This window comes from Mesorhizobium sp. M7A.F.Ca.CA.001.04.2.1 (assembly GCF_003998485.1).
Lineage (GTDB): Bacteria > Pseudomonadota > Alphaproteobacteria > Rhizobiales > Rhizobiaceae > Mesorhizobium > Mesorhizobium ciceri.
Window position 1 is genome coordinate 1 of sequence record NZ_RZQT01000150.1, and the last position, 13,247, is coordinate 13,247.

Here is a 13,247-nt window from a genome sequence, read left to right on the forward strand (position 1 = left end):
CGGTGTCGCCTGACCGATAAACGCTGTCAGGCCGCTTCGACACCATGCCCTCCAGGCCCATGCGATCAACCGCGGCGTAGAAGTCGGCCCCGCCGCCATGCACATGGTGACTGTACTGGATCACGCCTTTGGCAGTCCCGACGAGTTCGAGCAGCTTTTCCCGACGTTCCAGCAGAGGTGCTGGGCGCAGGTTGACCCCGTCCAGGTGCAGTAGATCGAAGGCGACGAAGATAATCCGATCCGGCGCCCATCGCATCGCGGACCGCAGCGAATGGAAATCCGACACGCCCTTCCCGTTGAGGACGATTGCCTCGCCGTCGAGGATTGCCGACTTGGGGGAAAGGGTTGCCGCCACCTCGACTATCGTCTTGTACGTCGATGACCAGTCGTAGCCCCTTCGGGTGATCGCTCGGGCCGTGCCGTCCTCGATTATGATTTGCGTCCGGTAGCCATCGTACTTGATTTCGTGAATCCAGTTGTCCCCTGTCGGCGGCACCTCGACAAGCGTGGGGAACATTGGCCGGATGAACTTCAACATACGCGAACTCGGACTGACCGAGGTTAAATTAGATTAAGCTAAAATGGTTGCAAAGGGATGACACGCGCAGAACCCGACGCGTTGGCCAAGCACGACGGGTCGCAATTAGGGCGGCTACATCCTGAGAATCGACCGCCACTGTGCCAATAAGAATAGTTCCGGCTGTTCGAAGATCGTACTGCGCGAACTAGTCCATGAGGTTTAATTGCTGCGCTGTCGTTTTGCGAGTAGCGTAAAGTTTGGGCACTAGGCCCACCCTCGTGCCCAGATTGGTCGGCACGGTTCTGTCACCGTCGCTTGGTATCTGACCGTGTCGACCACCATCCTGTGGCGTGCCAACCCCGCCCGCCAGGCCGGCGTCCATCTCCGAAGCACCCCGCCAAAGGGCGCCGGCCACTTTGAGATATCGTTGATCGCCGCTCCCGCTCTTGCTACGTTCACGCCATGGGATGGACGTTTGGTTCATTGATCGAAAGCGGCATGCGGGTGACGGCGCATTGCGCCCGCTGCAATCATTCCCGCACGCTCGACCTGGAGGCGCTGCGCGAGCGGTGCGGCGCTGATGCGCCAGCGATGGCCGCTGATCTCGCGCCTAAGATGCGCTGCTCGAATTGCGAACAGCGAAGCGTCGGTTTCAGCTACACGCTCGACCCGACGAAGCATTCCGGCATGGGCGTTTCGAATCCTTACGCCATGGCTAAGGACGGGCGCTGACCAAGCCACCTGCTTCCAGTGCCCTAAGCACAGGCGTATGCTTCTGCTCGTTTATTAGCTGTGGCTAAAGTGAAGTTGCGCCTGCAACAGGGGCTGTGCTAAGTGGGGAATGGACGAAATCCCGGTTCTGGTCGTTGAAGACGAGCCACTAATCCTGCTGGACCTTGAGACGGCTTTGGAAGAGGCTGGTTTCCGGGTTATCGGGGTGACAACAGCCGAAGCGGCTATAAAGGCGTTTGACGAAGCGCCGGTTAGCAGCTTGATTACGGATATTCGACTTGGTCCTGGTAAAAACGGGTGGCAGTTGGCCAGAGATCTTCGGGGAGTGAACCCCGCCATCCCCGTGATTTACATCAGCGGCGATGGCGCGCCCTATTGGAGTGCTGAAGGCGTTCCGGAAAGCATAATGATCAGCAAGCCGTTTGCGATACCTCAGATCATCACGGCCTTGTCTATCCTGCTAAATCGACAGCATCCGACCCGACCGGGGGACGAGGTGGCTTAGAAGCATTCGGGCATGGGGCAGGCGAATGCTTATGCCAAGGCCAAAGACGGGCGGTAGGCCAATCCGGCTTGTCAGTACCGGCAAACCTGAACGCGTTCCAGCACCCGGTGGTGATGGTGCCAGTGCCTAACCCACTTCACGCGGCAATGGTGACGATGCCGGAAATAGTAGCGATGCGGGTAGCGGGCCACGTAGCCAGGATAGCGGGGGCCGTAGTAGCGGCCGCTATAGTCGTAAAACGGACCTCTGCCGTAGAAGGGGCCACCGCCGTAAAACGGGCCGCCGCCGAACGGGCTGAAGCCGCCGAACGGACCAAAAAAGCCGATGCCAGAACCGAAGTGTGCATCCGCAGGCGCGACCGCGGCTGCGGCGCAGGCGATGGCAATCACGGAAGCAAGGTGATCTCTCGATGATCCTCGATGAGCGTCGTGCGGCACAGACGAAATCTCTTCTGGGACATATGGCATCGTCATTACGCGCCTACGTCCCCACTGAGCCGCATGTAAGAGCGGTTCGCGTGCTCTCTAAGCATAAGATCGTTATGCTTGTAGGTAATCCCGCAACAGGCAAATCGACGATCGCTGCAGTTCTATCGACGATCGCGGCCGACAGCCCAAACCATGTCTGCTACAAAGCCGAAGGACCCAAACAGTTGCTGGACAATTGGAATCCAGAAGAAGGCGGTGGGTTCTATTGGATTGACGACGCATTTGGCCCCAACCAGCTAAGGGAGGACTTCGTCGATCACTGGATTGCGATCATGCCGAAATTGCAGGCCGCTACCGCTGCTGGAAATTCTTTCGTTCTCACATCACGTCGCCATATCTACGAAGCCGCCAAGCCGAAATTGGGTACCCGAAACCATCCTTTTTTTCGTGACAGCACGGCGATAGTCGAAGTCGGTCGCCTCAGTGAGCTTGAGCGTAGGCAAATATTGTACAATCACGTGAAATGCGGAAATCAGTCAAAGCAGTGGAAATTGACGGTAAAGAAATTCCTTGATGTTCTGTCAAAGGAGGCCACATTCACGCCAGAGATAGCGCGCCAATTAGGCGACCGGGCATACACCGCAAATGTAACGGCATCTCTCGATTCTCTGTTGAAATTTGTACGCGAGAACCGGGCCTTTCTGCTTCAGACGGTTGGTGAATTGTCAAAGGTACACAGATCGGCGTTGACGCTAGTGTTCTTGCACCGGGGCAGAATGCCAGTGAGCGGTCCACTTCCAGAAATCCAGGAAATTGTGGTCCGCTTCTACGACGTGTCTCGGGAAACGCTCGCAGACTCTCTTAACGAACTAAGGGAGTCGTTTCTTGTTGAAGTAGCGGATGGCACAAGGCGCGATTGGAATTTCAAACATCCAACCTTGTCCGATGCCCTGGCCGCGATTCTCCGAGACGCTGAGGGAATGCGAGAGTTGTTCATTCGTGGCGTTGGCGTGGAGACCATATTATCGGACGTACTTTGCGACGGCGTCGAGCGCATTCCAGATGCGGTCATCATACCCAGATCTTTGAATGCGCTATTGGTGGACCGCCTTGTCGAGACGCCGGACGACGGCAGCCGAATAAATCGTCTTCTTTTCCATTTTTTGTGGGAGAGAGCGTCGGACGACGTATTCCGCCAAGTCCTGCAAAAAGATCCTGCAATACTCTCGCGAATAGCCCGGGCGAGTCGGGAGATTGCATATGACCCGAAGATAAACGTCTATTCTCGCGCGGCCTCCTTCGGCATTCTTCCGGCAGAACTGCGGATTGAGATGGGTGGACGGATTGAAAGGGATCTCATCCATGAAAGCGATGCTTCCTTCCTCGACCGAGAAGATATCCTGGCGCTGCTCAGCCCACTAGCTCTGGTCAAGCTCAGCAAGCGTATAAAGGCTGAAGTTATTCCGGCCTTGATGACCAAGATCGAAAACACGGGCGACAATCCCGATTCCGAGCTAACTCCGCAGGAAAACTTCGAGGACATCGAAGTCACCCTCAATTACCTTGCGAATTTTTATTCTGACGAAATCGAAGGTTTTCCTGAAATCAACGAGATGACAAAATTGATATCCTCCAATGTTGACGCTCTCGTTCGCAAGAAGGAAGAAGAAGAGAGGGAGCGTGACGAAGATGATTGGAGGTGGAGAGAGATGTCTGATCGTTCACCGAGTACACCAGTACCGCCTGCACCCCAGCAGATTCGTTTCAGCCCTTCTCAGGACCGGTCGATATTCAGTGATGTCGACGAATAAATGACTCAATATTTAATGGTTTAGGGCAATTGATATATAGCTGGATGCCAGCCTCGACGAGCGCCGTGACGCTCGATCCCGATTCCCTGTCACGCTTGCCGACGATAGCAAAAGAGCGCCCCCTCAATAGTGGGCCTTGCGATGTAGCGGTCTACCGACTCGAACCCCCATAAATGCTTGGATCAAGGTTGCACCACAGCGGATCCAAAACACCCCGACCTCCTCCAGAAGAGCCCGCATCTCGACGGGAGCCGCAAGACAGAAAGTTCGAAAAGCTTCTAGGAAACCCAAGCAGATTGAACGGCGCTGGGGACAATGAGGGCTTCCACCAGGGAAGGCTTCGGTTCGGGCCCGCCATGCTCTCCTCGAACGTAGCGGCTATGACGCCAAGGATGGCATTAAAGGACCCCTTTAGGGTGATTGTGTCCAATGGCGCGCGATCGCTTGGATCAAAAACGCGGGAACGCGACCGTATCTTCTTTGATCTCGCTGATGACATGCCCGTACGGATCCGCCCGGCGAGCGTATGGGTTGCGGCCAGCGTACCGTCGGGGCATCATTATAAACCTGACGTCCGCGCCATTCGGGAGGTGCCCCAGCTGCAACGTAGTCTCGACAGTTTTTCCTTCGCCTGCGGCCTAGTACGGCCATGAGGGTGACCGACAAGATCGTCGTCATGGACAATGGATCCACAAGGCCTTCTGTGGTCGAGACAGCAGAAGGGGTCAGCTTGCCTGTCGCCTTTCGTCGCACGGTAGCCCCGAAACGCGACGTAGGCGGGTAGTTCAAAGATTATCCGGTGCCGGCCTGATGGATCCGAATGGTACCAGCGAGATTGTGTCCTATATGACAAGTGAAGACAGCCTCCTCGAGACGGGAGCTGTTGGGTCCTTCCCGTCAGAGCCAGATTGTCATGACGGCACCTGCGACCGCCGAATAAACTCAGGGCATTCAGATGCGGCTTCTCGCCCTCAACAACAGCTATGCGCAATTGCCCGAGCGCTTCTTCGCGCACACGGATCCGAAGCCGGTGTCCGAACCCCGGCTGATCCGATTCAACCGGCCACTTGCGGAGGAACTCGGGCTCGATGCCGACCAGCTTACCAGCCCGGATGGATTGGATATGCTCTCTGGCCATAGATTTCCGGAAGGCTTGCAGGCAATCGCCCTGGCCTATGCAGGTCACCAGTTCGGAAACTTCGTGCCTCAGCTCGGCGACGGGCGCGCTCTGCTGCTTGGCGAGGTGGTGGACGTTAACGACATTCGCCGTGACATCCAGTTGAAGGGATCGGGACCGACGCGGTTCTCGCGCAATGGCGACGGCCGCGCAGCCGTCGGCCCGGTTCTGCGCGAGTATGTCGTCAGCGAAGCAATGGCCGCGCTGGGCATTCCGACGACTCGAGCCTTGGCGGCTGTGCTCACCGGGGACCCGGTCTATCGCGAGGTCCGGCTGCCCGGCGCTGTCCTTACAAGAGTGGCGGCCAGCCATATCCGGATAGGCACCTTCCAATATTTCGCTGCGCGCCACGATACCGGAGGCCTCAAGATCCTCGCCGACTATGCCATTGAACGCCATTTCCCGCAGCTGGTCGGGCAAGCGCGGCCGTACCGCGCTTTGCTTGAGGCCGTTGTCGCTGCACAGGCCGATCTGGTGGCGCGCTGGATGCTGGTCGGCTTCATCCATGGCGTCATGAACACCGACAACATGACGATCTCGGGCGAGACGATCGACTATGGCCCATGCGCCTTCGTGGACGCCTATGACCCGAGCGCGGTGTTCAGTTCGATCGACCGTGTCGGCCGCTATGCCTATGCCAACCAGCCTCATGTGGCGACATGGAATCTTGCACGCTTTGCCGAGACTCTGCTGCCGCTCATGAGCACGGACGAGAGTGAAGCCGTCTCTCAAGCCGAAGAGGTGCTTGGGTCTTTCCAGTCCTCATATGAGACTGTGTTGCAGCGCGGCTTCCGCAGAAAACTCGGATTGCTGACCGAGGCGGAAGGCGACTTGCAGCTCGCGGCTGATTTTCTGGATGTGTTAGCTCGCAGCGAAGCCGACTTTACGCTCGCCTTCCGGCGTCTGGGCGACGACCTCGCCGCCCCGGACGATCAGGGCGGGGCGCGGCAGTTGTTTGAGGATCCAGGCGCATTCGATATTTGGTCGGCGCGCTGGCGCCAGCGCATCGCAAGCGATGCTGCCGACACGGCCGCGCGCCGGGCGGTCATGCATGCCGTCAATCCCAAATTCATCCCTCGCAACCATCGCATCGAGGCTATGATCCAGGCGGCGCTGGGCGGGGACTTCACACCTTTCGAGGAGATTCTGAGGGTCATCAGCCGGCCCTTCGATGAGCAGCCGGAAATGGAACGCTATGCTGACCCGCCACGCCCGGATGAACGCGTCTTAAAGACATTCTGCGGCACATGAGACATTGAATGATGGCCGGTTAACATGTGCAAATGCGGAAGACCCTTCGCAAGCTACCGTCGTGAGTAGTCGGAAGCGTCTGATCTATGACGATTATGGACTCACGGAAGCTTGTCGATCACCCGTGCCGATGCTTCCCCCGTTGCAGCCAGGCCTACCTGAGCGTCGGGCGGCGGGTGCTGGGAGACAGGTCTTGAGCGTCATGGCTGTCCTGAATAAATGGTGGCGTTCAATTTCACTGCAATCAGAGAACGCTCTCCGGAACCAGTTGCCCTGCATCGAGTTGCTATTCCGCCTCGCTTTTGAGCGCGAACGGGAGAACACAGGATGGCACCCACTAAGAAGGCATCACCGAAGGGCCTGAACGAACTTTTCCACGACACGTTGAAGGACATCTATTTCGCCGAAAAGAAGATCGTTGCGACGCTGCCGAAAATGGCAAAGGCCGCTCAAAGCCCAGATTTGAAGGCGGCGTTCGAAAAGCACCGCGAGGAAACGAAAGAACACGTTGCCCGGCTCGAACAGGTTTTCGAAGTGATCGGCAAGAAGCCGCAGGGAAAGACGTGTGCGGCTATTGTGGGCATCACCGATGAAGGTGCCGAGATCATGGAGGAATATAAGGGCACACCTGCCCTGGACGCCGGCCTGCTGGCTGCGGCCCAGGCTGTGGAGCACTACGAAATCTCACGCTATGGCACACTGAAGACCTGGGCCTCCGAACTGGGGCTGGATGAAGCTGTTTCGCTCCTCAATTTAACCGTTGGAGAGGAAAAGGCGACCGACGAGGCGCTGACACAACTCGCTGAATCGGCTGTCAACATGGCTGCCGAAAACGTGTAGTAGCCCCACCAGGTGAAGACTGGCCCGTCGCTACGCGAATCTCACGGGAGGTATCAATGGGATATCTAGGTACGCTCGTTTCAAGACTACTCGGCAAGAAGCCCGGCCCCGCTGGCAACGGCGATATGCGCAAGTCGACTGGCGCGGGTCCTGCAATAGCAGCGCATTCGAAAGACGCGAAGACAACGGCGCCGACCGGCCAGAACCGATCGGCGGCAGCAAAAGAAAAATGACCGACGCCGTAGGAGCGTAGTCACTGGACAGCCAACAATGCGCCCATTTCCGGTCAACCCTTTGAAGCAGGCGGTTCGGTCCTGTCCAGACTGACCCCGTCAGGTCGACTCGCAAGGCTTGCAACCAGTAAAATAACAGTGTCATCAGTACAAACATCGACAAACTCTAAATGGTTGATGGAACGTATGTTATATTTCCTTCCTCTCTAATTCGACCGATGCGCAATATTATGCCCTACAGAAGACCCACTGAATGAATTACGCAGGTCCAAAGGATCGTAATTAAACCTCTAATAGGCCATTCCAGATTTCGAATGCAGTTCAGCTCGGGAAGGAGGGTGGCAAAACCCAATCCCGGAGGCGCCTGGACCTTTAGACCAATGCCATCGGTAGGTAGCGGATGATGATCTCGTCCTGCCGGAAACGGCGCTCCAACTCCGCTCGGCGCCTTCGCCAATCGGGCAGATCGACTTCTTCCGTCATCACCTCGAAGATGACAATCTCGTCCATGTCGGACTCTTTTCCCTCCCTCCATACCCCTTCCGCGGGCGTCCGAAAATACGCGGTGACACCTTTGAACGTATTGGCGAGTTCGTCCTTCACACGATCGAAGTCTTCCTTGGCGAAGGGCTCACCCGCGTTGTCGGAACGAGGAAGCAGGATCTGGACAAGGTGCATGCGGCCGCCTCCAAGCTCTTCCAACGGCGGCGACCGGCATCATGTTCCATCGGCTGACGCTGCGGGCAAAGGCGCAAATGTGAACCAGGCTGACAGGAAGTTCCTGCATTCCGTGACTCCAGATGGGAATCCTGGCCTTGCGTGAAAGTGCTGCCACCCGCAGCCAGCCCGTGACACCGCCGCAGTTGGAGGCGTCTGGTTGGATGTAGGCGAGCCTCGACCAAGCAAAGGCGTGCCCGAGTCCTCAAGACATGCAGGTTTTCTCCCATTGCCAAGGGCCGACAGGTTGCCTTGGCAATGCTGGCGCAACGTTCATAGGTGCCGGCACAATGGGCAGGGATCAGTCAGCCCGTCAACTGACTGTTTTGGCTACGTTTATTCCTTCTCGCCGGGTGTCGTTTGCATCACAATGCACGTATGACAGTAGGTACCACGATCTCGGCCGCGGATATTGCGCCGGCGACACGGACAGACGGCAACCTTGCATCGGCGCACGCGGCTGCGCAATTTTTTGCAAAAGCAGGAACATAGCTGCATCGCCCAAGTTAAATAGCGACGGCATTGGACCACGGACTCATTTTCGCATTTTCCAGGCTGCCAGAATGCTCCGGGGTTCTTTGATGCTCGAACGAATGGGCAGGACAATGTATCGCTGTCGGCGTTTGCTATCAGCCTTTGGTCTGGTGTTGTTGACGAGTGGCCTGTTCCCACAGGGCCAAGCCATGGCACAGGCGCCCTGCCCGGCCGACCACGATAAGCTGCTCGCCGCACTCAAGGCCAATGTGAAAGCAAGCGGCGGACCTGCCAACGGAGGCTTTGAGACCAACGAATGGGCCGCTGTCGTTGCTCGAGACGGCGCGGTGTGCGCGATCGCTTTCAGCGGTCCCACCGCCGATTCGCAATGGCCAGGCAGTCGCCTCGTCGCGGCGGAGAAGGCCAATACAGCCAATGGGCTCAGCCTGGCGCAAATGGCCCTATCGACGGCCAATCTCTACGCGGGGACGCAGCCGGGCGGGCCGCTTTTCGGCTTGCAGGAGACCAACCCGGTCAACCAGGCCGCAGCCTACGCGGGCGATCCCAAAACGTTTGGAAGTGCCAGCGATCCTCTCGTCGGCAAGCCAATCGGAGGCGTCGTCGTGTTTGGCGGCGGGCTTGCCCTCTATGACGGCAAGAGCATCGTCGGAGGCCTCGGGGTCTCAGGAGATTCCTCATGCGCCGATCACAATGTCGCCTGGCGTGTTCGCGCGGCGCTTGGCCTCGACAAGGTTCCCGCCGGGGTCAATCCCAATCGCAAGGACGCCATCGTCTACGATGTCGATCCCGGCGGCAAAAGCGCCTCGGGCTGGGGCCATCCGCTTTGTGCCGGCACCGAGGCTGACATCGCGGCGGAGCTCGGCGCCGGCGTGGGAGGCTCGATCCACAAATGAAAGGCATGCTGCACCCGCCACCAGCGCGCGTTGACGCAGGACAAGGCGCCCGCGCATTGGCGACCGAGAATTCCTTTCGCACGGGCATACTCTCGGTGATGCTGCTGGCATGCGGCCTGTTTCTGAGCGGTGCCTCGGAGCCCGCATCGGCGGCGGCTATCGCGCCGCCCGCCGCCGCGGCGCCACCCGATGACGGGCAATGGACAATGCCGGCCAAGAACTACGCGTCGACCCGCTTCAGCGAACTCAGCGAGATCAACGAAGGCAACGTCAAGAACCTGCAGGTCGCCTTCACCTTCTCGACCGGCGTAAACAAGGGCCAGGAAGCAGCGCCGCTGGTCGTCGGCAACAACATGTACATCGTCACGCCCTTTCCCAACATCGTCTACGCGCTCGACCTTTCCAGGCCCGGCGCGCCGATGAAGTGGAAGAACGAGCCCAACCCCGAGCCGGCGGCACAAGGAGTGGCCTGCTGCGATGTCGTCAACCGCGGAGCGGCCTTCGCCAACGGACGCATCTTCTTCAACACGCTGGACGGCCACACGATCGCGCTCGATGCCAATACGGGCAAGCCGATCTGGAACACTCATGTCGGCAACATCAATATCGGCGAGACCATCACCATGGCTCCGCTGGTGGTGAAGGGCAAAGTTCTGGTCGGCAATTCCGGCGGCGAAATGGGCGTCCGCGGCTGGGTCAAGGCGCTGGATGCCGGAGACGGGCATGTTGTCTGGACGGCTTATGGCACTGGACCCGACAAGGATGTGCTGATCGGCCCGGACTTCAAGCCCCACTACGACATGGACAGGGGCACAGACCTTGGCGTGACGACATGGCCACCGGAAGCCTGGAAGATCGGCGGCGGCAATATGTGGGGCTGGATCTCCTACGATCCGGACTTGAACCTGATCTTCCACGGCACAGGCAATCCAGGACCGTGGAATCCGGATTTGCGGCCAGGCGACAACAAATGGACGTCCGGTATTTTCGCGCGTGACGCCGATACCGGAGCGGCGAAGTGGTTCTATCAGTGGAGCCCGCATGACCTCCATGACTATGACGGCATCAACGAGCAGATCCTTCTGGACATGACCTGGCAAGGCAAGCCGCGCAAGGTCCTTGTCCGACCGGAACGCAACGGCTACCTCTATATCCTCGATCGGACCACTGGAGAGGTGCTATCGGCCACAGCCTATGGCCCGGTCAATTCCAGCAAAGGCGTCGATCTGAAGACCGGCCGCCTGATTGCAAACCCTGACAAGAGAACCGGCACCGGCAAGGTGGTCCGAGACATTTGTCCGACGGCATCCGGCCTCAAGGACTGGCAGCCATCGGCGTTTTCGCCGAGGACCGGCCTGCTCTACATCCCCCACAACAATCTCTGCATGGATGAAGAAGGCGTCGAGGTAAACTACATCGCAGGCACGCCCTATGTCGGCATGAACGTACGCATGATCCCCGGGCCGGGCGGCAATCGTGGTGCTTTTACCGCCTGGGATGTTGCCGCCGCCAAGCCGGCCTGGGTCCTGAAGGAGAACTTTCCGGTATGGAGCGGCACCGTCGTCACTGCCGGCGATGTCGTCTTTTACGGGACCATGGAAGGCTGGTTCAAGGCGGTCAGCGCCAGGACCGGCGATCTGCTTTGGCAGTTCAAGACATCGTCCGGCATCATCGGCCAGCCAATAACCTATCGCGGCCCCGATGGGCACCAGTATGTCGCAATTCTGTCAGGCGTCGGTGGCTGGGCCGGCGCCATCGTTTCGGGCGACTTAGACCCACGCGATGCCACCGCGGCACTTGGCTTCGTCAACGCGATGAAGGATCTGAAGAACGCTACCACGGCGGGAGGCACGCTTTATGTGTTCCGGCTGCCTTGATGGATTGAACTTGACCGTACGTCCGGCGCGAAAGGCGTTCCAACGGGTGGCGATCGGCATGGCCGGGCTCGCCTTGTTGCTCTTTCCGGCTGTTGCCAACGCACGTGAATTGAGAGTGTGCGCCGACCCGAACAACATGCCGTTTTCCAATGCGGCCGGTCAAGGCTTCGAGAACAGGATCGCGGAAATTGTCGCCACTGATCTTGGCGCCAAGCTGACGTATACCTGGTGGGCGCAGCGCCGTGGCTTCATCCGCAACACGCTGAAGGCAGGCCTTTGCGATCTCGTGCCCGGCACGCCTGCCAATCTCGAAATGCTGCGCACCACCACGCCTTACTACCGTTCGTCCTATGTCTTCGTGACCCGCCAGGACGGCCCGGACGTGACGTCCTTCAACGACCCGCGGTTGCAAGAATTGCGCATCGGTGTTCAGCTCATCGGCGACGATGGCGCCAACTCGCCGCCTGTCCAGGCGCTTGGCCGCCGCGGCATTGTCGGGCACCTCATCGGCTACCCCGTCTATGGCGACTACTCTGCTCCCAACCCGCCGGCGCGCATCGTCGAAGCTGTCGCGAACGGCGAGATCGACCTTGCCGTGGTCTGGGGTCCGCTCGCCGGCTATTTCGCGCAGAGGCAAAAGGTGCCGCTCCGGATCACGCCGGTCACGCCTCGCATCGATGGACCGCAACTGCCGCTGATGTACGACATCTCAATGGGTGTTCGACGCGAGGACGATGCGCTGCGTGGCGATGTGAATAGCGCGCTTGCCCGACACAAGGCCGAGATCGACGCGGTTCTGGCGCGATACGGCGTACCGCGTCTGGACATGGCCGGGAGACCGGCCCTATGAGTCGCGCTCTGGCGATGTTGCTGCCCTTGACACTGGCCCTGGTCGCCTGCCAGCGCGAGGAGCGCGACACGCGACCGCAATCGGCGCTCGGCTCAGGTGAGCAGCCGACGCCTGTGACCACGTTGGAGCCGGGCGGACAGCGACCCTCCCCCACCGACAACAAAGCGGCGAGCTTCGAGGCCAACGCCTTCCACATGAGCGAGGGCAAACGCCTGTTCGGCTGGTTCAACTGCTCGGGCTGCCATGCCAATGGCGGTGGCGGCATGGGTCCGGCGCTCATGGACGAGAAGTGGATCTACGGCAGCTCGATGGAAAGCATCCACGCCACGATCCGCGACGGCAGGCCCAACGGGATGCCAAGCTTCGGCCAGAAGATACCCGACGACCAGATATGGGAGCTGGCGGCCTTCGTGCGCGCACTGGGCGGCAACGCGCCGTCTTCCGCCGCGCCGCAACGCAATGACGATATGATGGTGCATCCCTCGGAAAACCGCCTGCCGGATGCCGCGACACTGGGCAAATCACCGTGAAGCGCCCGGCCTCGATGGCCTTCGCCTTCTGTGTCCTGTTTCTGCAGGGATGCGCAGGCTGGCAGTCGGCGCTTGACCCGAAGGGCCCCGCAGCCGGCGAGCTGGCCTGGCTCATCTGGTTCTTTACCGCGCTTTGCGCGGTTGTTTGGGCGCTGGTGATGATCGCTCTCGCAGCACCGCTGGTCATGCGATCGCGTTCCGGCGATGAACCCCTCCTACTCGACGAAGCGGCCGAACGCGGCAAGATGCGCGTGGTCGTGTCCGCCGTCGGAGTGACCACCATCATCCTGATCGGACTGACGCTGCTAAGCTTTTTCGCCAACAGGACGCTGGCTGCGATCGGCTCGGAGGCTGCGCTGACAATCAGGGTGACCGGGCACCAGTGGTG

At 59.3% G+C, this 13,247-nt stretch carries 12 protein-coding genes and 2 pseudogenes; 10 read left to right on the forward strand and 4 right to left on the reverse strand.

Features of this window, described 5'->3' with window-relative positions; genetic code table 11:
- Positions 1-538, reverse strand: a pseudogene (locus EN955_RS29785) (DNA ligase); the annotation flags it as partial.
- Between the two features lie 465 nt (positions 539-1,003).
- On the opposite strand from EN955_RS29785, the gene EN955_RS29790 reads away from it, so the two are divergent.
- A complete protein-coding gene (locus EN955_RS29790; protein ID WP_245265376.1) occupies positions 1,004-1,252 on the forward strand; it encodes a hypothetical protein in 249 nt (82 codons plus the stop codon).
- Between the two features lie 109 nt (positions 1,253-1,361).
- Positions 1,362-1,757 carry a response regulator gene (locus EN955_RS29795; RefSeq protein ID WP_024504606.1) on the forward strand — a complete coding sequence of 132 codons (396 nt, stop codon included), beginning with the start codon at positions 1,362-1,364 and terminating at the stop codon, positions 1,755-1,757.
- A 71-nt stretch (positions 1,758-1,828) separates the two neighbouring features.
- On the opposite strand, the gene EN955_RS29800 is transcribed toward EN955_RS29795, so the two are convergent.
- Positions 1,829-2,146 carry a hypothetical protein gene (locus tag EN955_RS29800; RefSeq protein WP_032899471.1) on the reverse strand — a complete coding sequence of 106 codons (318 nt, stop codon included), beginning with the start codon at positions 2,144-2,146 and terminating at the stop codon, positions 1,829-1,831.
- Positions 2,147-2,166: 20 nt separating this feature from the next.
- On the opposite strand from EN955_RS29800, the gene EN955_RS29805 reads away from it, so the two are divergent.
- From EN955_RS29805 to EN955_RS29820, 3 genes are all read left to right on the forward strand, one after another.
- Positions 2,167-3,996 (forward strand): hypothetical protein, encoded by a 1,830-nt coding sequence (locus tag EN955_RS29805; protein WP_127223504.1) that lies wholly within the window; start codon positions 2,167-2,169, stop codon positions 3,994-3,996.
- 955 nt (positions 3,997-4,951) lie between these two features.
- Complete coding sequence (locus EN955_RS29815; protein WP_024504609.1) at positions 4,952-6,424, forward strand: protein adenylyltransferase SelO; 1,473 nt, start codon at positions 4,952-4,954, stop codon at positions 6,422-6,424.
- Positions 6,425-6,751: 327 nt separating this feature from the next.
- A complete protein-coding gene (locus EN955_RS29820) occupies positions 6,752-7,264 on the forward strand; it encodes a ferritin-like domain-containing protein (RefSeq protein ID WP_024504610.1) in 513 nt (170 codons plus the stop codon).
- A gap of 605 nt (positions 7,265-7,869) precedes the next feature.
- Here the strand turns inward: EN955_RS29820 and EN955_RS29825 are convergent.
- A complete protein-coding gene (locus EN955_RS29825; protein WP_024504611.1) occupies positions 7,870-8,175 on the reverse strand; it encodes a hypothetical protein in 306 nt (101 codons plus the stop codon).
- Positions 8,129-8,332 (reverse strand): hypothetical protein, encoded by a 204-nt coding sequence (locus EN955_RS35925; protein ID WP_275955479.1) that lies wholly within the window; start codon positions 8,330-8,332, stop codon positions 8,129-8,131. The genes EN955_RS29825 and EN955_RS35925 overlap by 47 nt, the downstream gene beginning before the upstream one ends.
- Before the next feature lie 565 nt (positions 8,333-8,897).
- Between EN955_RS35925 and EN955_RS29835 the strand changes: the two genes are divergently transcribed.
- The 5 genes and pseudogenes from EN955_RS29835 to EN955_RS29855 all read left to right on the forward strand — a co-directional run.
- A complete protein-coding gene (locus EN955_RS29835) occupies positions 8,898-9,602 on the forward strand; it encodes a heme-binding protein (RefSeq protein WP_013525145.1) in 705 nt (234 codons plus the stop codon).
- Positions 9,599-11,479, forward strand: a complete 1,881-nt coding sequence (locus tag EN955_RS29840) for a methanol/ethanol family PQQ-dependent dehydrogenase (RefSeq protein ID WP_024504613.1) — start codon at positions 9,599-9,601, stop codon at positions 11,477-11,479. Before EN955_RS29835 ends, EN955_RS29840 begins: the two co-directional genes overlap by 4 nt.
- Positions 11,460-12,329 (forward strand): substrate-binding domain-containing protein, encoded by an 870-nt coding sequence (locus EN955_RS29845; RefSeq protein ID WP_024504614.1) that lies wholly within the window; start codon positions 11,460-11,462, stop codon positions 12,327-12,329. Before EN955_RS29840 ends, EN955_RS29845 begins: the two co-directional genes overlap by 20 nt.
- Entirely contained in the window at positions 12,326-12,859 is a 534-nt protein-coding gene (locus EN955_RS29850; protein WP_024504615.1) for a c-type cytochrome, read from the forward strand. Before EN955_RS29845 ends, EN955_RS29850 begins: the two co-directional genes overlap by 4 nt.
- Positions 12,860-12,873: 14 nt before the next feature.
- Positions 12,874-13,247 (forward strand): annotated as a pseudogene (locus EN955_RS29855) (cytochrome c oxidase subunit II); the annotation flags it as partial.

Excerpts from the sequence above, each read along its gene's own strand:
- EN955_RS29795 (WP_024504606.1), top strand. The coding sequence starts at position 1,362 with ATGGACGAAATCCCGGTTCTGGTCGTTGAAGACGAGCCACTAATCCTG.
- EN955_RS29805 (WP_127223504.1), top strand. The coding sequence starts at position 2,167 with ATGATCCTCGATGAGCGTCGTGCGGCACAGACGAAATCTCTTCTGGGA.
- EN955_RS29815 (WP_024504609.1), top strand. The coding sequence starts at position 4,952 with ATGCGGCTTCTCGCCCTCAACAACAGCTATGCGCAATTGCCCGAGCGC.
- EN955_RS29820 (WP_024504610.1), top strand. The coding sequence starts at position 6,752 with ATGGCACCCACTAAGAAGGCATCACCGAAGGGCCTGAACGAACTTTTC.
- EN955_RS29825 (WP_024504611.1), bottom strand. The coding sequence starts at position 8,175 with ATGCACCTTGTCCAGATCCTGCTTCCTCGTTCCGACAACGCGGGTGAG.
- EN955_RS29835 (WP_013525145.1), top strand. The coding sequence starts at position 8,898 with ATGGCACAGGCGCCCTGCCCGGCCGACCACGATAAGCTGCTCGCCGCA.
- EN955_RS29840 (WP_024504613.1), top strand. The coding sequence starts at position 9,599 with ATGAAAGGCATGCTGCACCCGCCACCAGCGCGCGTTGACGCAGGACAA.
- EN955_RS29845 (WP_024504614.1), top strand. The coding sequence starts at position 11,460 with ATGTGTTCCGGCTGCCTTGATGGATTGAACTTGACCGTACGTCCGGCG.
- EN955_RS29850 (WP_024504615.1), top strand. The coding sequence starts at position 12,326 with ATGAGTCGCGCTCTGGCGATGTTGCTGCCCTTGACACTGGCCCTGGTC.